Raw genomic sequence first — 23,473 nt, forward strand, 5'->3', positions numbered from 1 at the left:
GGTCGTCCTCCCTCCTCCCCGCGTCGGCGGGGGTGAGCCGCTCCTGCGGGACCTGGGGGACGCCGTGTTCACCTCCTCCCTGCGCAGGCGGGGGTGAGCCGATCTTCGGCAGAGAACCGGTCGTGATCCTGGCGTCATCCCCGCGCAGGCGGGGGCGAGCCGACCGTCGGCGCTGGCCTGGCACGCGCCGTTGTCCTCCCCGTGGCTTTGTACGTGACCGCGGCAGTCGTTTCGATGTGACCGTGGGAGTCACTGGCTGAGCGAGTTTGCGGTGTCAGCTTGTTTTGATGTCACCAGGGGGCTTGCGGCGTTCGCCTCCCGCCTGCGTGACCGCTCTCGGGTCGTCTGTCCCGGCTGCCGTCCCTGGGCCATACGGGCCATTGAGTGCCGCCGTTCGATGGATACGGCGGTTGGGTCCGATGCGGCTGTCGTCCGACTGGGACATCTTCCGTGCGGGCGTACCGGTAGATACGCCCCGGCCCGAAGAGGAACCCAGTGTCGTGCGGGTTCCGAACCGCTTGCCCGCCGTTCACCTGAGTGGTTGTAGGAAGGACCCTCGACGTGTCTGATCCCGTCGTCCTCATCACGGGCGCGCTCACCGGTATCGGCCGCGCCACCGCCTTGGCTTACGCACGTCAAGGCGCGAACCTTGTGGTCTCCGGCCGCCACGAGGACGTGGGTGAGCAGTTTGCCGGGGAGCTGGCCGGCCTCGGCGCCCCGGCGGAGTTCGTGCGTGCCGACGTCCGTTTCGACGCCGATGTGAAGGACCTCGTCGACCGTGCGGTCGCGCGATTCGGGCGGATCGATGTCGCCTTCAACAACGCCGGCACCGAGGGAACACCCGGCCCTGTCACCGAGGTGACCGACGAGGCTTACCAGGCCACCTTCGACACCAACGTCAAGGGAACGCTGCTGTGCTTGAAGCACGAGTTCGGGGTCATGAGGGAACAGGGCGGCGGCAGCATCGTCAACGTCAGCTCCGGCTACGGCCTGATGGGTTACCCCGGGGCGACCTTGTACGTCGGCAGCAAGCACGCCGTCGTCGGCATCACCAAGGCGGCCGCACTGGAAGGCGCCGCCCACGGAATCCGGGTCAACGCGGTCGCGCCCGGCTACACCCGGACCGCCATGTACGACCGGTTCACCGGCGACGACACCGCGCGTGACGCGGTCGATTCGGTGCTGCCCATGCACCGGGCAGGCACCCCGGAGGAGATCGCCGAGGCTGTCCAGTTCCTGGGTTCGGACAAGGCGAGCTACGTCACCGGGCACATTCTCGTGGTCGACGGCGGCCTCATGGCGGGCGGGCCCCTGTTCCCGAGCACGTGAATCGCAGGTGGCTCTGGCCCACTTCGTGTGGTCGCGTGCACAGGGTGACTGTTGATCTTCGCCTAATGGTGGTGGTCGTAGGCGGTCAGTGCGCGCATCACTGGCTGGCCGCGCATGAAGCTAGCTCACCTCATCGGGCCCCTTGGAATCGATCATCTAGGCTGGCGCGGTGACTGATGAGCAGGAGCGGGTGCAGCCGTCGGGAGTGTGGGCCACGGCGGTGGGAGTGGCCAGGGTGCGGGCGCTGGAGACCGAGCGGGAGAACGCGCTGTTCCGCGACCCACTGGCACAGGCCTTCGCCGCCGCCGGCGGCCTGTGGCCCTCCTCGCCGCCGCTGCCCGATGACGAGGCCGCGCGACGCCGCCGGCTGGCCGTGTCGTTCTCCATCGTCATCAGGACGAAGTTCCTCGACGACCTGTTGCAGCAGGCCTCCGCGTCCGGGGTCCGGCAGGTCGTGCTGCTCGGCGCAGGCATGGACAGCCGGGCCTTCCGGTTGGACTGGCCCGAGGGCACCCGGCTGTTCGAGGTCGACACCGCCGCGCCACTGGACTTCAAGGCTTCGGTGCTGCGCCAGGAGCGGGCCGTCGCGCGCTGCGAGCGGATCACCGTCGCGGTGGATCTGCGTGAGGACTGGCCAGGCGCGCTGGCCGCCGCAGGGCACGACCCGGCGGTGCCGACCGTGTGGATCGCCGAAGGACTGCTGATCTATCTGCCCGAGGATGCGGTGGAGCTACTGTTGGCCCGGATCAGCGCGCAGTCGGCGGCAGGCAGTCGGATGGGGCTGACGTTGGGCTCGCGCGGCGTGATCGAGCGCTTCGGCACGGACGCCGCGCCGGGATCGGCGGCGTCCATGTGGATCTCGGAGATGCCCGACGACCCGGTGGGCTGGCTGGCCGGGCACGGCTGGGAGGCCGGCAGCCACACCCTGCGCGAGCGCGCTGCCGCCTACGGCCGCCCGATCAGCACCCCGCCGCAGCGCGAGGAGCGGCCCGGCGGACTGATCTCGGCGGTCCGCCGGTAGAGCGCCTCCCGGTTCCCTAGATGATCGATTCCAAGGGGGCTGATGAGCGGAGCCAGGTTCATGCGCGGCCAGCCAGTCATGCGCGCCCTGACCGCCTACGACCACTAAAGTCCGCCCGAAAATCGCCTGGCTGGACGGTGGTGTGGTCGACAGTCCTTCGCCGTGAACGAAGTGCTGCCGCAGTTGAACGAGCTGCTGTTTTCCTCGGTCGAGGGCGTGTTGGTGGAATCGGTCGAGGTGATCGACACGGTCGTCCGGGTCGAGGCCCGTACGACCGCAAGGCGGGCGACCTGTCCGGGGTGCGGGTGCTGGTCGGGGCGAATACACGGCTCCTACCTGCGATTTCCTCGTGATCTGCCGACGGCGGGCAAGTTCGTCGTGGTGTCGTTGCGGGTGCGGAGGTTCGTCTGCGAGGAGGAATCCTGCGAACGCATGACCTTCGCCGAGCAAGTACGCAGTCTCACCCGCAGGTTCGGGCGACGGACCGAGCGGCTGCGGTCGACGCTGGTGGCGGTCGGTCTTGCGCTCGCGGGCCGGGCCGGCGCCCGGATGACGGACGCCCTCAAGGTTCCGGTCAGCCGGAACACCCTGTTGAGGCTGATCGCCTCGCTTCCGGACCCCGCCACCCCAGTACCCCGCGTGGCCGGCGTGGACGAGTACACCCAGCGCAAGGGCCGTGTCTACGGAACCGTGCTCGTCGACGTCGAGACACGTCGCCCGGTCGACCTCCTTCCCGATCGGGAGGCGGACACGCTCGCGGTCTGGCTCGCCGAGCGGCCCGGCATCGAGATCGTCTGCCGTGACCGGGCACCCTTCTTCGCTGAAGGTGCCACCCGCGGCGCCCCGCAGGCCCTCCAGGTCGCCGACCGATGGCATCTCTGGCACAACCTGGGCGAAGCCGCCGAGAAGTGCGTCTACCGGCAGCGTGGCTGCTTGCGTCCCACGCCGGCCCAGCCTGAGGAGCCGCAGGAAGAGGCGGAGCCAGCTGCGTCGCCCTGGCCGACCGGGCACCGGTTCGCCGAACGCACCCGCGCCAAGCACGCCACCATCCACGCTCTCCTCGCCGCCGGGCACAGCAAGCCGTCCGTCGCCCGGCAGTTCGGGATGACCCTCAACACGATCTTGCGTTTCTCTCGTGCCGCTACTGCGGAGGCAGGACGCTTCGCGGCAAACCACAACCGGTCGGCCCCCGCCCGCCGTCAGCCCGGGCCGTTACGCGCTGGATCCTCACCCACCCCGACGCTCTACCCGAAGGCGACCGGCTCCAGCTCAAAGCCGTCCTGGCCAATTGCCCCGAGCTGACGGCACTTGCCGAGCACGTGCGCTCCTTCGGGCACATGGTCGCTCACCTCCAGGGCGACCAGTTGCCCGACCTGGATCGAAGCGGCTACCTCCACCACCGAACTGCCCAGCCTCCGGAGCTTCGCCCAACACCTCGAACGCGACCTCGACGCCGTCACCGCGGGCCTCACACTGCCCTGGAACTCCGGCGTCGTGGAGGGTCATGTCAACCGGATCAAGATGCTCAAGCGCCAGATGTTCGGCCGCGCAGGATTCGAGCTCCTGCGCAAACGAGTCCTGTTGGCGTAACCGAGAGTCACGCGACCACACGAAGTGGACCAGAGCCCTCAGAAACTGACACAGCCATCCCCGCGCAGGCGGGGGCCGAAGGCGAGGCCGATGGCGGGCAGCACGTACCGGTCCTCCACGCGCAGGCAGGGGTGAACCGTGGAAAACGTCGTACGTCGACACGATGATGAGACTTCGTGAAAATGGGTCTGGTCGGAATTTTGTGATGGTTACGGAGGCTGGCTCTATTCCCCTGGGGTCCATGGCGGGTAGGGGGTGATGTCGGCGGTCCACTCAGTCGAGGCTGTCAGCAGGGTCTCGGGCGTCATCCGGCACACGACCGTGAACGGGTCGCCTGCGCGATTCCGCTTCCGCCAGGGCGGCGAGAACTCAAGGTCCAAGCGGATCTGAAGGGCGATCTGATATGCATCGGCCCGGGTAGCCGCGAAGGCCAAGTTCGGCTCGATGAACTCAAGGCTGTCATCCGCCTGTTGGCCACCATCGGGCGAGCGAGCGAAGTCGCGAAGCCAGGTAGCCAACGCGATCGCATCCTCTGGAGTCAGAGCCTGCCAACGGAAGGTCCACGCTCCCTGCGGGCAATTCGCAGTACCTTCGACGATCAGCCAGCTACGACGTTTCCCCATGTGAGCAGCGTCTGGGAACTGGTAGTCCGTCACCCTCAGCTCAATGCCGTGCCCGTCACTGTCGATCAACCGCATTGCCCCAGCATGTCACTCGCGCGGTTCCCTCTCTCAGAATTGGTCGCTCGGCTGGAGCATGGACGACGCGCCCACAACGGTCACGATCGCAGCAGGACGCGGGTGCGCAGGATCCGGAATGATCCCCGGCCGTACATCTGCCGCTTGATCGTCTTAAACGGTTGACGTGGCCTTCGACGACGCCGGAACTGTAGGCGAGTGTCATGCCCGCGAGGACGGCATCCCAGTCCGGGCGCAGGAATCCGGCGAAGCCCCGTACCGGAGCGGGCCCGTTGGTCTCGGCCTCGCTGATCCAGGCGGCCAGGAGGTGGCCGCGGCGGTCGCGAACCAGGCCGGTGAAGACTCGGGCCAGGTCGCAGGCGGTGGAGATGTCGGGGCAGGCGGTGCGGGCCTCGTCGAGTTGGGACTGCTCGTCGTCGCTGAGGGTGTCGCGTGGGCGCATGATCCAGGAGGTGATCTTGCGCGGGCTGGGGATCGGCCGGGAGGCTTCGGTGGCTGCGGTGCCGCCCCGCAGGCTGCGGACGTCGAGGCGTACGGCCTGATGGTTGCCGCGGAAGCCGTGTTCGCGGATCTCCCGGTAGATCTGGGTCGCGTTGGTGCAGCCGTCGGTGAAACGCTGCTGGATGTACGGACGGTAGGGGTCGATCTGGCGGGGGCGGCGGTCCCGGGCCGAGGCGATCAGCATGTCAAGGTCGTTGCTCAGGTAGCGGCGGACGGTCTTGCGGTCCAGTCCGAACCGGCGGGCGATGGCGCTGATCGTCCATGTCGCCTCCCGCAGCCGGTGGATCTCCGCATACCGTTCGCTGACCCGTTGCATGAGCGGGGTCGCGGGGATGTTGTCGAGCGGCGGCGTCAGCGGCAACAGCGTCGTGGGTGGCGCGATCGCCGGGGTGGGTGCGTCCACGTCGTCCAGGGCGTATTTGTGCAGGCAGGCGCGGTGCTGGTGGCAGGTCTTCTCGACCGCTGCCGACAGATTCTGAAGCAAGTGCCAGCGATCGGCCACCTCGGTCGCGTCCGGTGCGGCCTCCTTGATCACGCGGCTGTAGCCGCTGTCGCGGTCCCGGCAGACGATCTCGGCGCCAGGGTGTGCGGTGAGCCAGGCGGCGAGCGTCTCGCTGGTGCGGTCGGCCAGGAGGTCGACCGGGGTGGATCTCTCGACGTCGACCAGGATGGTCCCGTAGGTGCGCGAGCGGCGGAAGGCGAAGTCGTCGACACCCAGCACCCGCGGACTGCGGGCGGGAACCTCGGGCGCGTGCAGCTGGCCGAGCAGCCGGGCCCGGCCGGTGGGCACGGCCAGCGAGTTGCACAGCCGCATGCCCGGACGGCCGCCCGCCACGAGTGCAACGGACCGCCACAACGCCTTCACGCTAGGCCCGGCACGGGCATAACGCGTGGTCAGACCCTCGACCTGCGCCACGAACGTGCGTCGCCCGCAAGCGGGTGCGTTGCAGAAGAACCGCCGGACCTCCAGCTTCACCACCACCCGGCGCCCGCCGGCGGGATACTCGGCGAGCCGTCGCCCATAACGGCTGTGCACCCGACGCGAGGGAGTCGCGCAGCTCGGGCATCTCAACTCCAGTACGGCGCTATGGGCTTCGGCCACAACGACCCCGTCCACCTCGGTCAACCGGTCCAGCACCATCCCCGCGGCGTTCGGGAACAGTGCGTCCTTCAACGCCGACAGATCCCCCATGACCAGGACATTCCCACCGTCAAACACGGGACGTCGAATACACGATCGTGACCGTCACGAAATTCCGACCAGACCCACTTTCAACGAGCCCCATCGACGTTCCTGAAGTCCTCCCCGCGCAGGCGGGGGTGAGCCGCCCCCGTACCAGTCCTCGCTGGCCGACCATGTGGTCTGGCGTTAACGGTCCGAAGTGGGGTCTGGCACAAGTTCCGAGGAGCGTGCACGCTGAGTAATCGGTTGGGGGTGACAGTCCCGACTGGTTAGGCTCCAAGCCATGAGTGGACCGGTGTTGGTGATCGAGTTGACGGAGGCGGTCCCACACGCAGCGATCCAGCAGCTTCGCGAATTTCTGGTTCGCTCATCGGCGCGTTTTGAGGAGAAGCGGGTCGGCAAGTACGACTTGAACATTCGTGCGGACAGCCTGGGCATCACGGACACTGAGGGTGTTGACGGGCGTCGGCCCGTCCTGGTCTCTGTCATGGGTCCCGGTATTGGCGACGAGGCCATCTTCGACGCCGAACACAGCGACGAAGGCGATCAGAGACCTCTCATCGGCTTCGCTCCGACCCACGCGGTCCACGTCATCGCGTTCTGCGACAGTTCGGTCGACCACGTCGTCACAGCCTTGTTGACCGCCGCCATCATGGACCTGATCGGCGGCGTCGCCAACGCAGAACTGCGAGAGGATCAGGTGTCAATCGCCGCTGGTCTTCCGGGCGTCGTCGTCACCACGACCAATCCGTGGCCCGCCGCGTACGGCTCTGCGGAGTTCCTCAGAGCGTGGACCGAACAGCCCGGTTTCCGACTCCTGAAGTAGCCGAAACTCATCCAATCGGCTCACGCGAGCAGTACCCGCTTGCGCAGCAGCTTGAAGCCGGCGCGGCCGAACATCTGCCGTTTGAGCATCTTGATCCGGTTGACCGCTCCTTCGACCAGGCCGGAGTTCCAGTCGGTGGTCAGTCCGGCGGTCACCGCATCGAAGTCCCTTTCCAGTCCGGCCGCGAAGGTGCTGATGCCGGGCAGGCCCGACGTCACGGCCTCGGTGATCCACTCGGGGAGGCGCAGTCCGTCGAGTGTGGTGAGCATTTCCGCGAACGAGCCGGTCAGTTCTGCGGCGGACGCCAGTTCCGGACAGCGGTCGAGCACGGTCTTGCGGTGCGGTTTCTCCTCTTCGGTCAGGGCGGCCGGGTGCCGGGTGAGCCAGCCGGTCACCTGTCGTACCGACGGCGGTGGCGGAGCCGGTGTGAAGCCTTCCCGCTGGGGCAGGTCGCGCCGGATCCAGTCGCAGACGATGGAGTAGAGGCCGCGGAAGCCTCGGTCGGTGATCTCCCGGTGGAGGTCAAGGACGGTCACTTTCCCGTCAGTCTCGGCCCAGCGTTGGGTCAGGTAGGGCTTGAACGGGTCGAGTTTGCTCGGAAGCTGCCGCTTGCGGCCCTTGACCATGTGCTGCCAGCGGGCCGCGCGTGCGTACCGCGGCCCGGTGTGTCGGCCCCAGCCCAGATGCTCGGCGATGCCCCGCAGGCTCATGCCCTGGTCGAGGAGTTCGTGGACGAGAGCATGGTGGACGCGGGCCCGCTCGGCGAATTTGCCCGTCGGTGCGTCCGTTTCGTCGCCCTGGCCGTGGGCCGCGCCGGTCGGCGTCTCCCAAACCGGCTCCGGGCTGGGCAGCGGCAGGTCGCGCAGGCAGGAGCGGTGGGCGACCACGGTCTTCTCGACCGCGGAGGCGAGGCTCTGCCAGAGATGAATCCGGTCGGCGACCTGGTGGGCCTGGGGCGCGGCGGTGGCAGCCGCCTCGGCGTAGGCTCCGGCGCGGTCGCGGCAGACGACCTCGATTCCGGGATGGGCCGCGAGCCACGGGGCAAGGGTGGCGGCGTCGCGCTCGGGCAGCAGGTCGAGAACCTGGTGGGTCTCGGCGTCGATCACGACCGTTCCGTAGACGTGGCCGCGCCGGAGCGCGAAGTCGTCCACGCCGACGGCGCGGGGCTCCGTCGCTGCCGGGTCGGACAGGTCCATCACCCGCCGCAACAGCGTGGTGCGGCTGGTCGCGATGCCCATGACCCGGGCGAGACGGGCGCCGGCCCGGCCCGCCAGGGCCAGCCCGATCGCGCCCATGGCCTGCCTCAGCCGCTCGGTGACCCTGCAGTGGCGACGGGTGAGCCCCGGAATCTGCTCCACGAACGTCCGCCGCCCGCATGCCGCAGTTCCGCAGTAGAACCGCCGGACCCGCAACGCAAGCTGCGCTCTTCGCCCAGCAGTCGGCAGGTCCACCGGGAACCGCAGGTAGGAGCTGTGGCCCCGTGCCGTCCACTGGCCGCAGTCAGGGCAGGCGGCCCCGGTAGGCGCGCACCGGGCCTCGATGCGTATCACCTCTCCGTCCGTATGCAGGTCCACGACCGCGGCACCGGAGACCGACGGGAAGAGCAGCTCACGCCGCTGGGACAACATCTCGTTCACGGCCACCGAATGTCAGCCGCACCCCACGCACGAGGAACGATTTCAAGGCGAGTTCCGCATCCTACGAACGGAGATCAACAACTACAACGCGTAGTCGGCTCACGGAACTTGTGCCAGACCCAGTTTGGGCTCTGGCACAGATTTCATGATCGGTTACGGTGCGTGTTGGCCACTGGTACCCGGCAGTGGTGCACTGATGGCCAGATCTTCGTCGAGTCTGGCTGCCAGGTCCTCGGCGAGAGTCGGAACATGGCGAGTGGCCCACTGCTTGGTCAGAGAGAGAAAGCCTTGCAGTCCCTCCTGCACGGTATGCAGGATCCCCGGTAGGTCACCCACCACGATCTCGATGGGCTGCCCGGAAGAAGTTTCTTGAGCGTCTACGCTGTCCGGCCACAGCTGCACGATCTCATCGGCATGCTCAAGCCTTGGTGAAGGGTCATGGCCGAGCCACAGGGTCTCTCCGTCTGCGACGTCGAGCCACTCGCGCCAGTCCTCCAGCCCACAACAACATCCTGGCTGGACGGTGACGTTGGTACGGGTGTCCGGTTCTTCCGGTTCCTTGACCTGCCGGGGCGACTCGGGCGCAGTGCCACGCAGGCACTCCCGATGGTCGGCGACACACCGTTCAGCGGCTTCGCTGAGGTTGTGCCATAGGTGCCAGCGGTCCGCAACTCGCACCGCTTGAGGTGCCCCAGCTGTGGCACCTTCGGCAAAGAACGGGGCTCGGTCCCTGCAGACGACCTCGATCCCTGGCCTCTCGGCCAGCCAGGCTCGATGCCTCCCGGTCCGGCAGCAGGTCAACCGGCCGTCGCGTCTCGACGTCGACCAGCACGGTGCCGTAGCGGCGGCCCTTGCGCGTGGCGTATTCATCGACGCCGACCACCCGCGGGGTCGGTACTTCCGGTTCGGGCAGCGCCTCGATCAGTCGCAGTACGGTGCTGCGGCTGACGGTCACCCCGAACACACCAGCCATCCTGGCGCCCGCCCGACCAGCAAGGGCGAGACCGACCGCCGCCAGCACCACCCGCAGACGCTCGGTCCACCGGCCGTACCGCCGGGTCGACCCCGGCACCTGCTCAACGAACGTCTGCCGCGAACACGTAGCGACCCGGCAGCCAAACCGGCGGACCCGCAGACACAGCACCACCGGGGCAGCCCTGCGCTTGCCGCATCCGCCGGAAACCGCAGGTAGGAGTTATGAACGCGACTCGACCAATTCCGGTAGCCCGGACACTCCGAACCAGATGCTGTAGTGCGGGCCCCGACCCGCACCGTCTCGTTTTCCATGTCCACCGCCACCACCGCCACGTCCGCGATCGACGGGAACAGGAACTCCTCCAGCCGGAGGACCACTTCTTCTACGGCCTCGAACTGTCAGTTACCCGAGATCACCCCTGATCATTTTCAGGCGACTTCCCAGAGGCCGGTACGACCACGAACCGTCACTCAGCGTGCCCGCATCACGGAATTTGAGCCAGAGCCCGAGTTGGACTGCGCCGGGCCTTCCTCCCGGGCCGAGGAAGCGCAGGACCCCTACTGGGACCCCAAGGCGCGACGACCACTCTATGTGGGGATTTTCCCGCTTTGGGTTGTAGAAGCTCTGGCAGTGATCACAGCGACCACAGGAGTTTGCATGCCCAAGACCATGACCATTCGCGCTGACGAGCAGTGGACCGACACCGGCTTCTCCCGGCCGAGGGATTCCAATCACTTCCTGCTGGTCCTAGCTGAAGGGAGCTGGACCTTCCGGCCTGGCGGTTCCGAGTGGACCGTCGGGCCGAAGGGCGGGAACAAGGCTTCCGATTACGCCCGCGTGGACGCCCAGGAAGAGCTACCCCTTCCACGGCCCCGGCGCCGTCAAGGGCGCCCTGATCGGCAAGTGGGGCAAGAACGGCGAGACCTTTGTCGCCGGCGCGCACTACACCGAAGCCGGCCAGCAGAGCGATCCCCTCAAAGGCAGGACGCTGTTTCTCGGCATCAACGATGACCAGCACGACAACAACTCCGGATCCCTGAACGTCCTCCTGGAGGAGCAGAAGCTGGCCAAAGACGTCGAACCGCCGACCTACCACTACGACCCTGCCAACGGATGGATCCAGGACTGACACCTCCGCTCGGCCTCGGCGGAGCAGCCCTGCGGTTTGGGCCAGGTTCAGGAGTCCCCAGCGGAGTATGGCCGTCGTTCCCCGCTCCGTTAGGTCGTTCGCCAATGCTTCGCTCGGGGTGCTCCGCCTGGCTCCGCCGATGGGTGAAAGGCGAGGGGGACCTTGGCGGGCGGGAAGCGGTCGGCCTGGCGCTGTCCGTTCTCGTCGTGAACATCGACCCCGGCCCAAACCAGGTGCCTACCAAATGCCTGAAGAACCGCTGTCATGACTGGGAACAGAGTCAACTATGGCACCGCCGGATCCGGCGGTGCCATAGGCGTCTGATGCTGTGCTCAGGTGGTGAGGTCCAGTACGCGGACGGGTTCGCCGGCCCAACGGTGCGGGGCGGTGGTGGCGATGATCGCACCGTCGGGGCGGTCCGGGGTGGGCTGGGCCGCGTACTGGCTGTGCGCCGCGGCCCACGTCTCCTGCCGTGCGAGGGACAGGGCGGCGGTTAGGTCCAGGTCCAGGACGGTGATGCCGAGAAGGGAGGCCAGAGCGCAAGGCTGACTGCGTCGGAGTTCACAGTCCGCCGTCAGCTGGCGCCGCCAGATCGGCAAGGAGACCGGCACCCCGCAGGAGGGCGACGGCTTCCGTTAACTGAGCGAGGAGCAGCAGCCCGAGCCCGCCGCGCTTGCCGACGGTCGGCGCGGCTCCAGGCACCCGAAGACTGTCCACTCGGTCGGAGGCACTCTGCACAGCTGAGAAGCCGCCGCGCGAGAGCGCCTGCGACGTAGACGCGACAACGGATGGAAGGGGTCCGGCCACCGAAACCGCCGGAGTCCAGCCTTGGTAGCCGCGCATCTGTGTAGGCAGACGCAAAACAGCTGTGCGACCGGCGCGGACACTCCCGGGAAGGGGGTTTCCGCACCGGGCGCACCGGATGCTACGGGGCGGCCTCGTCGTTCGTGTGAGTGATCCGCGTACCAGGAATACCCAACGTCTGAAGAATCCGGTCGGCGGCCTCCGGGGAGAAAAGCCCCTTGGTCACGCTGAGGACGAATCCAGCCACGGGAGGATGGTCCACCTGCCGCAGCAGGATGAATGCCTCCCCCTCCGCCGGGGAGAAAGCGAAGCAGAACCACTCCGCAAAGTCGTCACGGGCGATCTCCGGCGCGCCCCAACGCTCCTCGAGTGCCGCGCGCTCGACGTCGACCTGGACGAGCCACCTGATGGCGCGCGGGTGACATCCTGTTCGAGGATCCGCTTCAGACCTGCCGGGTCCAGCCCCCGCAGATCCATATCTATCTCACCTCCGTAACGATGATCGGAATAGCAGCCCATTCGTCACCATCCTTGATGAAGGAGTTGACGCCAGCCTCTACCTCAGCCTCCCACGCAGCCTGTCCAGGCAGACTTCGGCCATAGGACTTGGGCTGCACGGTGGTGTAAAACTCCAAACTTCCCGGCTTGGCGACGGCCAGGCGGCCCGGGACCATTGCCGAACGTGACCAGGGCAGACCATAAAGAACAAGCTCAGAAGCTGTTTCACATCATCTTTTCGCAGGTCACGGGGGCGTGAGGGATGGTAATGATCCCGTTTGCCGTTCGGTTGGGCGTCGATGGTTGCCGTTCCGAACGGCAGCGGCAACGTGCTGGTCTTCAGGCGGCTGCGAGGGTGACCGTCGACGCCTCGGTCTGGCGGCGGGGGCGGGCCAGGCGGCGGGACATGAGGGTGATGGCGGCGGCCGGCCCGGTCCGCCGCCGTTCGGCCAGCCACCGGGCACAGCAGCCGACCCCGAAGAAGCCCAGGGACGTGTGTCTGGAAGACCAGGGCGAGACGGCAAACTCCCCCGCTTCGCCCGGTGCTGAATCTGTGGCCGGAGAACGCGTCAGGGGCCCGGCTGGTGTCGGGCCCCTGCTTTTTGTAGCGGGGACAGGATTTGAACCTGTGACCTCTGGGTTATGAGCCCAGCGAGCTACCGCGCTGCTCCGCGATCGTCCCCACCGCCGGCGCCCTCGGCACCTTCCCGGCGGACGCCACCGGACAGGCCCTCCGCCTCGGCGTCCGACGGCTCGCCCAGGTAGGGGAACAGGGGCGGGTGCAGGCGTAGGACAGGCGTAGGAGGCGCCACGAGTTCCACGGTGTCGCCGGCCTGCGGCTCTGTCAGGGCCGCCGCTGCAGGAGAACGTAGCCGTCCTGGTCCGCGACGGTCTGGTAGCGGCCGTTGTTCCGGGCCTCGGACAGCAGCCTGCGGTCGTCGTCGGGTGAGATCGGCCAGCCCTGTGGTTGCGCGCTGTCGTCGATGATCCACTCCGGGTCGGGACGGCTGCCCCCCAGGCCGAACACGCTGACCAGGGTGCGGTTGGTGAGCTGCGGGACCAGCCGGTTGGAGGCGGCGACGGTGGCGCCGTCCGGGATGCGGTCCATCAGCCGCCGGGCGGTCGCGAGCCGGGGGTCGGTGTGCCAGGTGGCGGGCTGCGTCAACTGCCACAGCGGGAACTGGGGCAGCAGGAGCACGGTGACGGCCGCGCTCGCCGCCAGCGCGTACCGCACCGGGCCGGGCCGGGTCAGCGCGTCGACGAAGGCGGCGAACAGCACCGGCATCAGAACCGCGCTGTAGTGGTAGCCGGTTCCCCAGTAGGCCTGGTTGTCCGACGCGAAGCGCCACAGGAGCGTCGGCAGGGCCGCCCGCAGGAGCGGGGAGCGCACGGCCAGGAACCCGGTCACGGACAGCAGGGCCAGCACCGTATGCGCCTTGGTGTCCGGGGTGACCAGCCCCACCGTGTAGTGGAGGAGCAACTCGCCGGCGCCCGGCGTGGCGGGCCCCGCGCCGGGCACGCTGGAGGTGTAGGCGAACGTGCCGCCGGGGTTGAACGCCGGTATCACGACCAGCATCTCCAGGAAGGACCCGAGCACTCCGGCCAGGAACAGGGCACCCCCCGTCCTGCGGTCGTCGCGCTCGCCGGTGCGCGCGATCAGCAGACCCATGACCGCGACGGTCAGCCCGAGATCCTCCTTCACCAGCAGCAGCGGAAGCGCCCACAGGGCCGCGGCACGCGTCCTGCCACGGCCCACCGCCGTCAGGGAGAACGCCAGCAGCGGCACGGCGAAGCACACCTCGTGGAAGTCGAACCCGACCGCCTGTACGACACCCCAGGAGGTGCCGTAGCCGAGACCGACCACCAGCGCCGCCCGCCGGCCGCGTACCTCCTCGGCCCACCTGGCCAGGGGTATCACCGCCACCGCGAACAGCGCGGCCTGCGCCACCAGCAGGGTCACCGGCGTCGGCCAGACCCGGTACAGCGGTGCCAACAGGGCCAGTACGGGCGAGAAGTGGTCGCCGAGCAGCGGGAACCCCGGTCCCTTGAGCTCGGCCACCGGCAGGTGCCCGTGCGCGTAGGACCGTACCGCCTGCTCGAAGATCCCCAGGTCGTAACCGGTGGTCAGCATCCGCTGGTGCAGCCGCACGGACAGCGCCGTGTACGTCACGAAGCACACCAGGGCGAGAGTCAGCGCGGTCGCCCAGCCGGGGGCACCCTGCGACGGCCGGGCCGTTCCGGCGACGGGCCCGGCCGCGTCGTCGCGGGACGGCGGGCGGGACCGGCGGGGCGGGGAGAGGAGCGCGGGCAGGCGGGTCGGCATGTAGGGGCCTTTCGTCCGGCGGATCACCGATACGGCGCTCGCCGCGCGGGTGGGGCCGGCACGGCGAGCACCCTTCTGGGGCCCGGACACCGTGCCGGAGAGCCGCTGACCGGGGCCTGACCGAACCTGACGAAGCGATCAGGGAGCCGCCGGAAGCCTGTGCCAGGCTGGCGGGATGAGGATTCTGGTGGTGGAGGACGAGCGCGAACTGGCGGAGACGCTGCGCCTCGGGCTGACGGCCGAGGGCTATCGCGTGGACGTGGCCCATGACGGCCGCGAGGGCCTGTGGAAGGCCCGCACGGGTGACTACGCGGCCGTCGTGCTCGACCTGATGCTGCCGCTGCTCAACGGCTACCGGGTCTGCGCGGAGCTGCGCCGCGAGGGCATCACCACCCCCGTGCTGGTGCTCACCGCGAAGGACGGCGACTGGGACCAGGCCGAGGCTCTCGACACCGGCGCCGACGACTACGTCACCAAGCCGTTCACCTACCTGGTCCTGGTCGCACGGCTGCGCGCGCTCATGCGCCGGGCGCGGGGAGCGGCCTCCCCGCTGCTGGCGGTGGGCGACCTGGTGCTGGACGTGGCGGCCAGAACCTGCCTCAGGTCGGGCGTCGCCGTCCCGCTCACACCCCGGGAGTTCGGAGTCGCCGAGGTGCTCGCACGGCGGCCGGGCGAAGCGGTCACGAAGTCGGAGATCCTGCACCACGCCTGGCCGGACGAGGCCGAGGACCTCAACCTGGTCGAGGTCCGGGTCAGCGCCCTGCGCCGGAAGATCGACACGGCCTTCGGACGGCAGTCCCTCCTGACGGTGCGCGGGGTGGGCTACCGGTTGGTCGACGACCGCGGAGAGACGAGAGAAGGCGCCGTTCAGGAGCCCCAGGCCGGGCGGAACTCCGGTGACTGACGTCCCGAACGGCCGGGATCCGAACGGCCGGGATCCGAGCGGGCGCCACACCCTGGTACCCGCGTTCCCACCCGGCATGCTCCGCCGGCTTCAGCGCGCCCGCCTGCTCCCACGCTCGGTACGGGTTCTCCGCTCGCTGCGGGTTCTCCCACGCTCGGTGCGGGCGCGTTCCGCGCTCGCCGCCGCCTTCGCCGCGGCCGTGCTCTTCACCTCCGGGGCCCTGCTGATGCGGCATCAGCTGTACGACGAGCGGCTGCGGGCCACTTCGTCGGTGGCCCAGCAGCAGGTCGACACCCTGCTCAGCGCAACCGCCGACTCATCCATCGGCGGCCCCTGGGGAGCGCCGTACGAAATCGTCGCCGACGACGGCGTGCTCCTGGCGTCCAGTCCCGAGCTGGAGCCGTACGAGAAGGACGGCCACGCGTTCCTCCCGGGCCCGGGCCGGGGCGGGAGCCTGCCCCTGTACACCAGACGCCGGTTCACGTTCCCCGCCACGGCCGAGCCGGCGGCCCGCCCGCTGTCCGGACACACCCTGACCACCGTCGAAGGGACAGTGCCCGCCTCCTACCTGCCCGGCGAGACGCAGGGGCGCGGGGTGGCCGCCGGCGCCCGGGTCCGGGTGTACGTCCTGATCGTCCCGGACGATGCCGAGCGGGCGGTCGGCGAACTCGACGGGGAACTCGGCGTGGCCGTTCCCGTCGCGACCGCGCTGGTGGCCGGGGTGGCCTGGCTGGCCACGCGGCGGGCGCTGCGGCCGGTCGAGGCGATCAGGGCGCGCACCGCCTCGGTGACCGCGACGGACCCCCGCGAACGGGTGGAGGTACCCGACACCGCCGACGAGGTGGCGGAACTGGCACTGACCATCAACGCCACCCTGCAGCGGTTGGAGGAGGCGGCCACGGCACAGCGCCGGTTCGTTGCGGACGCCGCGCACGAACTGCGCAGCCCGCTCGCCACCCTGCTCGCGGGGCTGGAGGTGGCCACCGCCTACCCCGACCGGGCCGACTGGCCCGCCGTGGTGTCCGCGGCCGGCCGGCAGGCGCGGCGGCTGAGCGGTCTGACGGAGGAACTGCTCCTGCTGGCCCGGCTGGACGCAGGCGCTCCGCCGGCCCCCGCCGAACGGGTCGACGTGGCGGCACTGGCGGGCCGGCTCGTGGAGGAGTACGCGGAACGCGCCGGGGGTTCCCCGAAGGTGGATCTCCTCGTCGCCTCGCCGGATGCCGCGACGACGGTGTCCGCGGCGCCCGGTGACCTCGAACGGATCCTCCGGAACCTGCTCGACAACGCCCTGCGCCACGCCGTCGGCCACGTGCTGCTGACCGTGGCCCGGGACTCGGCCGCACCCGGGTCGGTGCTGTGCACCGTCCGCGACGACGGGGTCGGCGTCGCGGAAGCCGACAGCGAACGGATATTCAAGCGGTTCACCCGTCTGGACGAGTCCCGCGCCCGTACGGACGGCGGCACCGGCCTCGGCCTCGCCATAGCCCGCGATCTGGCGGCCCGGCACGGCGGCCTGCTCGTGCTGGCGGTGCAGCCGAAGGGTTCGGGGGCGTGCTTCGTCCTCCGCCTGCCCGCGGGAAACCCGATGTCGATACGGCCCCGCCCCTGAGCTTGTTCTTTATCTTCCGTCCGCGTCGTAGGGCGGGGACGGAAGGTTCCAGATGGCGTCTGATCGGCTGACGATCTTTCGAAGTTCGCGGGCGCTTCGTGGGGATATAGCCTGCATCACGGTGTCGAGGAGGGCTCGGGCTTCGAGAGGGTTTCCGCAGCAGAACCAGTGCACGTTGTCCCACTCGTAGTCGTGCCAAAGGTCACGCTCGGGCTGGTGGACGTAGTCCTTCCACAGGCCCACAGCCGCGCTGACGTCGTCTGGCTGCAGATAGTTGCGGGCGTGCTCGAGACGGATGATCTCGGACAGTGCACGCGAAGACAGGCCGTCGATGACTGGCCTTGCACCTGTTGTCCGGTGGCTGCCGGGGGCGCCGACACGGATCTGTCCTGGCCGTCTACGCGGCATGGACCTTTCGGTTCGTCGTCATGCGGTACATGGTGCCACGGTCTCGAATGGCGTCTCGAACGGATTCGCTCGCATGGGGATTCGCCGGATGCGGGGGCGGCCTTCGTCTGATCCTGTGCTCCGACCAAGGTGCACGCGACCACGACGAAGGCCGTGAGGGTGAGTCTGCTGCCTGTTGCTGCCGGCGGGAAGCGTTCGCGGAAGCGTCACGCTTCCGGGGTGAGTTCTATAAGTGTCTGACTGCCCGGCGGGATGAGTTGTTCAAGCTCACCGACGCGCTGCTGTGCGTCGACGGGCCGGTCACCTCGCCGGTGGAGTTGACGCTGGTGCCCGAGCACCGGCGTGGTCACGGCGCTTTGTACGGAGCCCTCAACCACGGCCGGATCGAGGTCGACAGGTTGCGGGCCCTGTTGGCCGACATGCCACTGCAATGCTTCGACGGTGACCGCCTGGTGCTCGCGGTCGACGTCACCGTGGCTGCGCTCGGACGCGCCGTGTTCGGCGGACAGGTTGTTCTGCCATGTCTACGGCCGGGCGAGGTCCGCCTCCCCATTCATCCCGGGCTGGCCGTACTCCTTCGTCGCCGTCCTGGAGCCCGGGGCCACCTCGTGGACCGGGATCTTGGACGTGGTCCGGCTCGGGCCGAAAGACGATGCGACCGCGGTCACCGCCGCCCAGCTCCGCACTGTGGTGGAGCGGCTTGTCGCGGCTGGCCAATGGACACCTGGAGACCCGGACGCCAAGGGCTGGGAGAGCGTGGACGTGGACGAGGAGGAGGCGGCCGTCCGCGTGATGCTGAGCATGATGCGCGGCGCCGGCCTCTGACAAGCCGCCGGGGCGGCCGTTGACATCAGCTTCATGGCGAGGTTGAGCCGGGCGGGCTGGAGGCCCGCCCGGCCATCCACCAGTCCAGCAGGAGACTGACGGCCACCTGCTTGCCGCGCGCCGTGGTGCGGTAGTTGTGCTGGGGGGGCCTCTATGCCCTTCGTCAAGGTGTGACTGTGTGCCGTAGCTGGCAGCTCCTGAGCACCTCGGCAACCATTTCGGCTCGGCGGAGGTCCTCCCTACCAGGCCCCACTCGGGGCCATCGGACGCGAGGGTGGAGGAGCGCCGTGGGGGTCCGCAGGGCAGCGAAAGGCGTCGGCGACTTCCTGATCGAGATGGTGGGAGAAGCCGTCGCCGAGGTGATCCTCAGCCTGCTCGCCTGCGCCCTGCTCGGCTGCCTGGCTCTGATCGCCTACCTGAGCTGGTCCTTCAGCCCACGCTTCACCATCGCGGGGGCCGGGCTGCTCAGCTTCTTCCTAGCCCACGGGGCCTGGCAGACCTTCCGCACTCCCACGAAGGGTCGCCGTCGGGGCCTCGCCGCTCTGACCGCTGTCGGCTTCACTGTGGCCGCCATGACGGCCCTCTTCCTTCTGCTCTACGCCACAGGGTGCGACTGCCTGTGAGGCCGTTTGGCTCCATGGGCTCAGCCGGCCGGTGCAACGCTCAGCGGCCAAATGAACGCTCAGCCATCGCAAGACCGGGGCCGGTCATGCGATGGCTGTTTCGGGGACGCGTGACTCGTAGAACGTGCCATCGCGGAGCACGGCCCGCAGCTTGGGTTCGCTGTTGGGCAGCGGTTTGTCGAAGACCTTCTTCCTTCCCGGCCGGGGTGAGTCCGTTGCCGCGGTGGGCGGTCTTGCCGACGTCCAGGCCCCTGACCTTGCGCACCAATCCCCTCGGGCCGGATCTCTATGCCCGGGACGACAGGCACTCGCAGGGCCCCGAGGTCGATCTGGCCACCCTCGACGGCGCGGTTCTCGACTTCGGTCACATCCCAAGGCCCCACGTGGCCGTCCCGCACCTGAGCGCGGGCGAGCTCGCCGGAGGCCACGGTTCCCGCATACTCGGCCTCTGCCCGCGCCAGCAGCTCTTCCAGGTCCGGCTCAGAGAGCTGAGAACGCAGCATCGCAGCGTGCAACAGTGCCGCGAGGTTGTACAGAGTGCCCAGTCCTTTGGCGTCCGCCGCGGCCCCATCCTCGAAGTCGCCGAGCAGCCCCCGTGTGAGGAGCACGGCGTCATCCGCAGTGCCCGCGAATCGATTCCCGCCGAAGTCCGGGAACAGGCCGCGTACGACCTCCTCAAGCCGGTCGCCTCCGCCCGGCCGCGCGACCGCCATCTCGTGCACCCACAGACCATAGGCGTGGGCAATCACCGCGGTCAGTGACACGTGGTCCCAAGCAGCAGCCGTGCGCCTGCCGTCCTCGGAGACGACGGGCTCGCCCTGCTCGAACTGCCGCAGAATGGCCCTGGCCTCGTCCTTCATGTTCTGATCCTCATCATCTGCGTCGCCGTATCGCTCGGGAAATGGCCGTACCCACCACCATCCTCGTCGCTGAGGTGCCAGGCCGGATCGCCGACGTTCGCCCAGTCTGTAATCGACGCCCTCGACACCAGCGCCGATATGGCGGACACCGTGTGCCCGCGGTCAGCTAAGTACGCTGACCTCACTGGGCGTTTTCGTGCTGCGCCTCGCCCGCACCCCGAGGGGATACCGGTCAGGCGCTGGGTGGTGAAGAACGCCGAACCGTGGTGCCGCCGTCCTTGCCGGTGTGCACGGCGACGGGGTGGTGGTGTCCCCGGTCGTCGGGAAGGTCTGGGTCAGCGACCAGGCGTCCACGTTCTGGTAGCCGGTGCCGACCAGGACCTGGGTGCGGGCACTTCCCCTGCGAAGATCACACTGTCCCGGCAGACGTTCAGGCAGGCTTCCGAAACACGCGCCCTAGCGCTTTCCTTCTTGTGACATCGGGAGCGGTCGTCCAGGGCCTCGGTGCTGCCGGGCCGCCCGTCTAACGGCATGACCTCGATCGCGCTGGTGACGCGCGGCCTGTCGATCTGCCGCTGCACGACGGCCAGCTGATGGCACAGCGTCAATATCTCGATGTCCTTGCCCACATCACTCATCGGGAGCAGTCTCATGAGGGCGAACACGCTCGACACAGCGAGGCAGGACAGTCACAGCAGCACGATCAATCAGCCTGACACGACCCGTCCGGCGACCGTCACCCGTTCACAAGAACCTGCACGCCACAGGCCATGGATGGGGCTTTCGGCACCCGCACCGGCAACCGTCAACTCCCTTTACGGGCAGGCGAGATGCTGTGCCAGACTACGGTGATCGGAAAGCACCGCTGATCGCCTCGCGCGCTGGAGCCCGTCATGACGCCCGACATACCCATCCCCTCGCGTTTCCACACGGCCACGGCGCATCCCGCCAGGGTCTATGACTGGCTCTTGGGCGGCAAGGACAACTACCCCGTCGACGAGGCAGTGGGCGAGAAGCTACCGCCCGAAGCACGTGACGCGGCCCGGCAGAACCGTCAGTTCATGCACCGGGCGGCCGCCTGGCTCGCCGCACAGGGCATCGATCAGTTCCTCGACATCGGCACCGGCATCCCCACCCGGCCGAATCTGCACCAGATCGTCCAACAGATCACGCCGACGGCGAAGGTCGTCTATACCGACAACGACCCGATCGTGCTGCGGCATGCGGAAGCCCTGCTGATCAGCCATCCCGAAGGGGTCACGGACTACATCGAGGCCGATGTACGGCAGCCGGACTCCATCCTCGAACGCGCCCGCGCCGTACTGGACTTCAACCGCCCGATCGCACTGTCCTTGATCGCGCTGATGCACTTCATCACGGACGAGCAGGACGCCCACGGCATCGTCCGCGGCCTGGTCGCCACCCTGCCGCCAGGCAGTCACCTCGTGCTGTCGCACGCCGCCTCCGACCTCTACCCGGAACTGGCGGAACAGGTCACCGCCGAATACGCCAAGGGCGGCATCCGCCTCGGCTTCCGCACCCGCCCGGAAGTCACCCGCTTCTTCGACGGCCTGGACCTTCTCGACCCAGGCCTGGTCACCGCCCCCGAGTGGTTCAAGACGGCCCCCGCGCCCGCGCCCGAGGGCAGCGGTATCTACACCGGAGTGGCACGCGTTCCCTGACAGGCCGTCACCTTCTCCTCCACCTCGCCCCCGGTGGCTGGCAACTCCGCTCCGCCGAAACCCAGGGTGCGGGGGACGGCCTCCGGCCGGGGATCGCCAACCAGGCCGGTCAGCTCACCGACGGACGGGACGGGGGTAGTCCGGCTCCCGCAGGTCGCGGCGGGACTCGTCGTACAGGACACGTATCAGCGGCTTTCCCTGCCCAGAGATCGTCATGGCGACATCACAGGGAGACCGCCTGCCCTTGCGCCGCCGCTCTTCCGACACCCTGGCCCGGTCCAGCCCGAAGATAAAGATCAAAATCAGGTCTCTCTCCCCGGGTCCAGCCGGGCGTAAGCCTTCTGCGTGCTGAGTGACGCGTCCATGCAGCCCTACGTGTCATTACGCTAAATAGCAACATCGTCGCATAGCGTGCCGATCGGGCGTCTGTGCCGTTTCCGTCGCCACGATGTACTGGGATCCGCTCTCGAACAGCACCCGGGGCGGTCACGGTCCGCAGAACCCGGCGGCTGCCTGGGAACCGGCCAGCATGGTCGGCCCCCAGGCAGCCGCATCAGCCGTTAGCGGTGAGGGAGCGCAGTGAGCGACAAGGAACCGAAGCTGATCTACGGACAGGGCGCCGAGGCGTGCCCCGAGGGGAACTTCTGTCTCTACCGGGCCACTGGCTTCAACGTGGGCCAGACCCCGGGGCGTGGAGACAAGATCCTGGCCATTCCGATGGGCGCGTACGTCAACAACTTCTCCGAGTACGGGTTCGACCACAGCGGTGACGGGGTGAGCGGGGTCGTCAACAACACCGTCGAGGACAACGCGCTCTTCTCGGCCGCCAACCAGCAGGGGCACTCACTGCCGGTGGACCGGGGGACCTCGATCGCGAACCTGGCCGCCATCCCCATGGCCGGGAGCCCGAACGGCTCCTGGAACGACCAGGCCCAGTCCGCACTGGCGTCCCGCTTCGTGGGGAACCTGCGCGTCGACCAGGAGCTGCGCGGCCACTGGGCGGAAGGCCCGGGGCACCTCTACTCCTACCGGCTCACGATGTACGCCGAGGACACCCGCGTCACGAGGTGGACCGTGGGCTTCGGTGCCCTGCCGGGGGGAACCTCACTGTCCAAGAGCTTCATCGACGCCTTCTGGGGGGAGATCCTCCGCAACGGCACCGACGGTGCCGTCCTGCTCGGCTCCCCCGCAGGCGGCGGACACAGCGTCGATCCCGGGACGGCCCTTCCCGTCGACATTCAGGTCGTCTACCCCGACGAAAACCCCGCCTACGAACGCCTCATCGGTCTGAACGCCCAACAGCTGGGCTGAGTCGCCACCCGGCCCACACCGGACGGTCCCGAGCCTCAGCAAGGCGGGCAGCCATGCCCTGTACTGGGACTCGCTGGCAGCCAAAGCAGACGGTGGCCACCGCTCTGATTCCCGGCTCACGTACCTCAGGCGTACCGGCGGTTCCGTTCGTGACACGGCGGGCCTTTTCCAGTAGATCCGCCGAATCCTCGCCCGCCCGGTCCGGGAGGAAGACGGGCCTTTCCTTGCCGACAGACGAATACGGAACGGGCCCACCACCAGGTGGTGGGCCCGCCGTCAGGTTCAAGGGGTTCGGCTGGAAGGACTATAGCGACCTGATCATCCACGCCCACTCACAGCTCGGCGGCCCGATCGTGCTCGTGTGGGACAACCTGCGCATGCACCTGGTCGCGCCGCTGCGGGAGTTCTTCGAGGCCAACGCCGACTGGCTCACCGTGTTCCAGTTGCCGACCTACGCGCCCGACCTGAACCCTCAGGACGGTATCTGGTCCCTGGTCAAGCGCGACATCGGCAACCTCGCCGCCGCCGATCTCAGCCAGATCACCCGAGCAGTGAAGCGAAACTCAAGATGATCCAGTACCGCCCGCACCTGATCGACGGCTGCCTCACCAGCACAGGTCTTGTGCTGGACTCCTGACGCACCGGACCCACACCGCGGTCGGTCGCACGGGCCAGGCGCGCGACCACGCCTGGCCGGCGCCCATGTACGCCGGGTGCTCGGTGACGGGGAAGACCA

The 23,473-nt window shown here is 68.6% G+C and carries 17 protein-coding genes, 1 tRNA gene and 3 pseudogenes; 13 read left to right on the top strand and 8 right to left on the bottom strand.

What is annotated here, in order from left to right; all coding sequences use genetic code 11:
- Positions 1-561 precede the first annotated feature (561 nt).
- The 4 genes from AQJ27_RS43025 to AQJ27_RS60300 all read left to right on the top strand — a co-directional run bounded on the left by AQJ27_RS43025 (position 562) and on the right by AQJ27_RS60300 (position 3,940).
- Positions 562-1,329, top strand: a complete 768-nt coding sequence (locus tag AQJ27_RS43025; protein ID WP_067381895.1) for an SDR family NAD(P)-dependent oxidoreductase — start codon at positions 562-564, stop codon at positions 1,327-1,329.
- A 205-nt stretch (positions 1,330-1,534) separates the two neighbouring features.
- The gene (locus tag AQJ27_RS43030; RefSeq protein WP_067381899.1) at positions 1,535-2,350 is read left to right on the top strand and encodes a class I SAM-dependent methyltransferase; all 816 of its coding nucleotides are present in this window, start codon (positions 1,535-1,537) and stop codon (positions 2,348-2,350) included.
- 162 nt (positions 2,351-2,512) lie between these two features.
- Positions 2,513-3,652 carry an ISL3 family transposase gene (locus AQJ27_RS43035; RefSeq protein WP_235613825.1) on the top strand — a complete coding sequence of 380 codons (1,140 nt, stop codon included), beginning with the start codon at positions 2,513-2,515 and terminating at the stop codon, positions 3,650-3,652.
- 6 nt (positions 3,653-3,658) lie between these two features.
- Positions 3,659-3,940: a transposase gene (locus AQJ27_RS60300; RefSeq protein WP_268814612.1), complete on the top strand. Its 282-nt coding sequence runs from the start codon at positions 3,659-3,661 to the stop codon at positions 3,938-3,940.
- A gap of 224 nt (positions 3,941-4,164) precedes the next feature.
- On the opposite strand, the gene AQJ27_RS43040 is transcribed toward AQJ27_RS60300, so the two are convergent.
- On the bottom strand, positions 4,165-4,638 hold the full coding sequence (locus tag AQJ27_RS43040; protein ID WP_067381902.1) for a WapI family immunity protein: 474 nt from the start codon (positions 4,636-4,638) through the stop codon (positions 4,165-4,167).
- Positions 4,619-6,331: an ISL3 family transposase gene (locus tag AQJ27_RS43045; protein WP_079065692.1), complete on the bottom strand. Its 1,713-nt coding sequence runs from the start codon at positions 6,329-6,331 to the stop codon at positions 4,619-4,621. The genes AQJ27_RS43040 and AQJ27_RS43045 overlap by 20 nt, the downstream gene beginning before the upstream one ends.
- A gap of 274 nt (positions 6,332-6,605) precedes the next feature.
- On the opposite strand from AQJ27_RS43045, the gene AQJ27_RS43050 reads away from it, so the two are divergent.
- Positions 6,606-7,148, top strand: coding sequence for a DUF6368 family protein (locus tag AQJ27_RS43050; protein ID WP_159064547.1), 543 nt, complete (start codon positions 6,606-6,608; stop codon positions 7,146-7,148).
- A 20-nt stretch (positions 7,149-7,168) separates the two neighbouring features.
- Here the strand turns inward: AQJ27_RS43050 and AQJ27_RS43055 are convergent, their stop codons facing one another.
- The 5 genes and pseudogenes from AQJ27_RS43055 to AQJ27_RS43070 form a co-directional block, all read right to left on the bottom strand.
- Positions 7,169-8,785, bottom strand: a complete 1,617-nt coding sequence (locus AQJ27_RS43055; protein ID WP_079065707.1) for an ISL3 family transposase — start codon at positions 8,783-8,785, stop codon at positions 7,169-7,171.
- 153 nt (positions 8,786-8,938) lie between these two features.
- The gene (locus AQJ27_RS59350; RefSeq protein ID WP_235613826.1) at positions 8,939-9,655 is read right to left on the bottom strand and encodes a transposase; all 717 of its coding nucleotides are present in this window, start codon (positions 9,653-9,655) and stop codon (positions 8,939-8,941) included.
- Between the two features lie 1,567 nt (positions 9,656-11,222).
- Positions 11,223-11,426, bottom strand: a pseudogene (locus AQJ27_RS43060) (hypothetical protein); the annotation flags it as partial.
- Between the two features lie 1,371 nt (positions 11,427-12,797).
- Positions 12,798-12,866: transfer RNA gene (locus tag AQJ27_RS43065), tRNA-Met, on the bottom strand.
- A 170-nt stretch (positions 12,867-13,036) separates the two neighbouring features.
- On the bottom strand, positions 13,037-14,515 hold the full coding sequence (locus tag AQJ27_RS43070) for a DUF2079 domain-containing protein (RefSeq protein WP_235613827.1): 1,479 nt from the start codon (positions 14,513-14,515) through the stop codon (positions 13,037-13,039).
- Positions 14,516-14,690: 175 nt separating this feature from the next.
- Between AQJ27_RS43070 and AQJ27_RS43075 the strand changes: the two genes are divergently transcribed.
- The 5 genes and pseudogenes from AQJ27_RS43075 to AQJ27_RS43095 all read left to right on the top strand — a co-directional run bounded on the left by AQJ27_RS43075 (position 14,691) and on the right by AQJ27_RS43095 (position 19,645).
- Positions 14,691-15,419: a response regulator transcription factor gene (locus AQJ27_RS43075; RefSeq protein ID WP_067381908.1), complete on the top strand. Its 729-nt coding sequence runs from the start codon at positions 14,691-14,693 to the stop codon at positions 15,417-15,419.
- The gene (locus AQJ27_RS43080; protein ID WP_235613828.1) at positions 15,412-17,028 is read left to right on the top strand and encodes a sensor histidine kinase; all 1,617 of its coding nucleotides are present in this window, start codon (positions 15,412-15,414) and stop codon (positions 17,026-17,028) included. Before AQJ27_RS43075 ends, AQJ27_RS43080 begins: the two co-directional genes overlap by 8 nt.
- A 644-nt stretch (positions 17,029-17,672) precedes the next feature.
- Positions 17,673-18,174, top strand: a pseudogene (locus tag AQJ27_RS43085) (transposase); the annotation flags it as partial.
- A gap of 374 nt (positions 18,175-18,548) precedes the next feature.
- Positions 18,549-18,884: a lysine transporter LysE gene (locus tag AQJ27_RS43090; protein ID WP_067381911.1), complete on the top strand. Its 336-nt coding sequence runs from the start codon at positions 18,549-18,551 to the stop codon at positions 18,882-18,884.
- A gap of 257 nt (positions 18,885-19,141) precedes the next feature.
- Positions 19,142-19,645 carry a hypothetical protein gene (locus AQJ27_RS43095; RefSeq protein WP_107120720.1) on the top strand — a complete coding sequence of 168 codons (504 nt, stop codon included), beginning with the start codon at positions 19,142-19,144 and terminating at the stop codon, positions 19,643-19,645.
- 434 nt (positions 19,646-20,079) lie between these two features.
- Here AQJ27_RS43095 and AQJ27_RS58090 read toward each other — a convergent pair whose 3' ends face one another.
- On the bottom strand, positions 20,080-20,382 hold the full coding sequence (locus AQJ27_RS58090; protein ID WP_201264452.1) for a hypothetical protein: 303 nt from the start codon (positions 20,380-20,382) through the stop codon (positions 20,080-20,082).
- A gap of 255 nt (positions 20,383-20,637) precedes the next feature.
- On the opposite strand from AQJ27_RS58090, the gene AQJ27_RS43110 reads away from it, so the two are divergent.
- From AQJ27_RS43110 to AQJ27_RS61010, 3 genes and pseudogenes are all read left to right on the top strand, one after another.
- A complete protein-coding gene (locus AQJ27_RS43110; protein WP_067381923.1) occupies positions 20,638-21,426 on the top strand; it encodes an SAM-dependent methyltransferase in 789 nt (262 codons plus the stop codon).
- Between the two features lie 579 nt (positions 21,427-22,005).
- Positions 22,006-22,737: a hypothetical protein gene (locus AQJ27_RS43115; RefSeq protein WP_067381926.1), complete on the top strand. Its 732-nt coding sequence runs from the start codon at positions 22,006-22,008 to the stop codon at positions 22,735-22,737.
- A 284-nt stretch (positions 22,738-23,021) separates the two neighbouring features.
- Positions 23,022-23,374, top strand: a pseudogene (locus AQJ27_RS61010) (transposase); the annotation flags it as partial.
- Positions 23,375-23,473: the final 99 nt, after the last annotated feature.

The organism is Streptomyces olivochromogenes, from assembly GCF_001514115.1.
GTDB classification, from domain to species: Bacteria; Actinomycetota; Actinomycetes; order Streptomycetales; family Streptomycetaceae; genus Streptomyces; species Streptomyces olivochromogenes.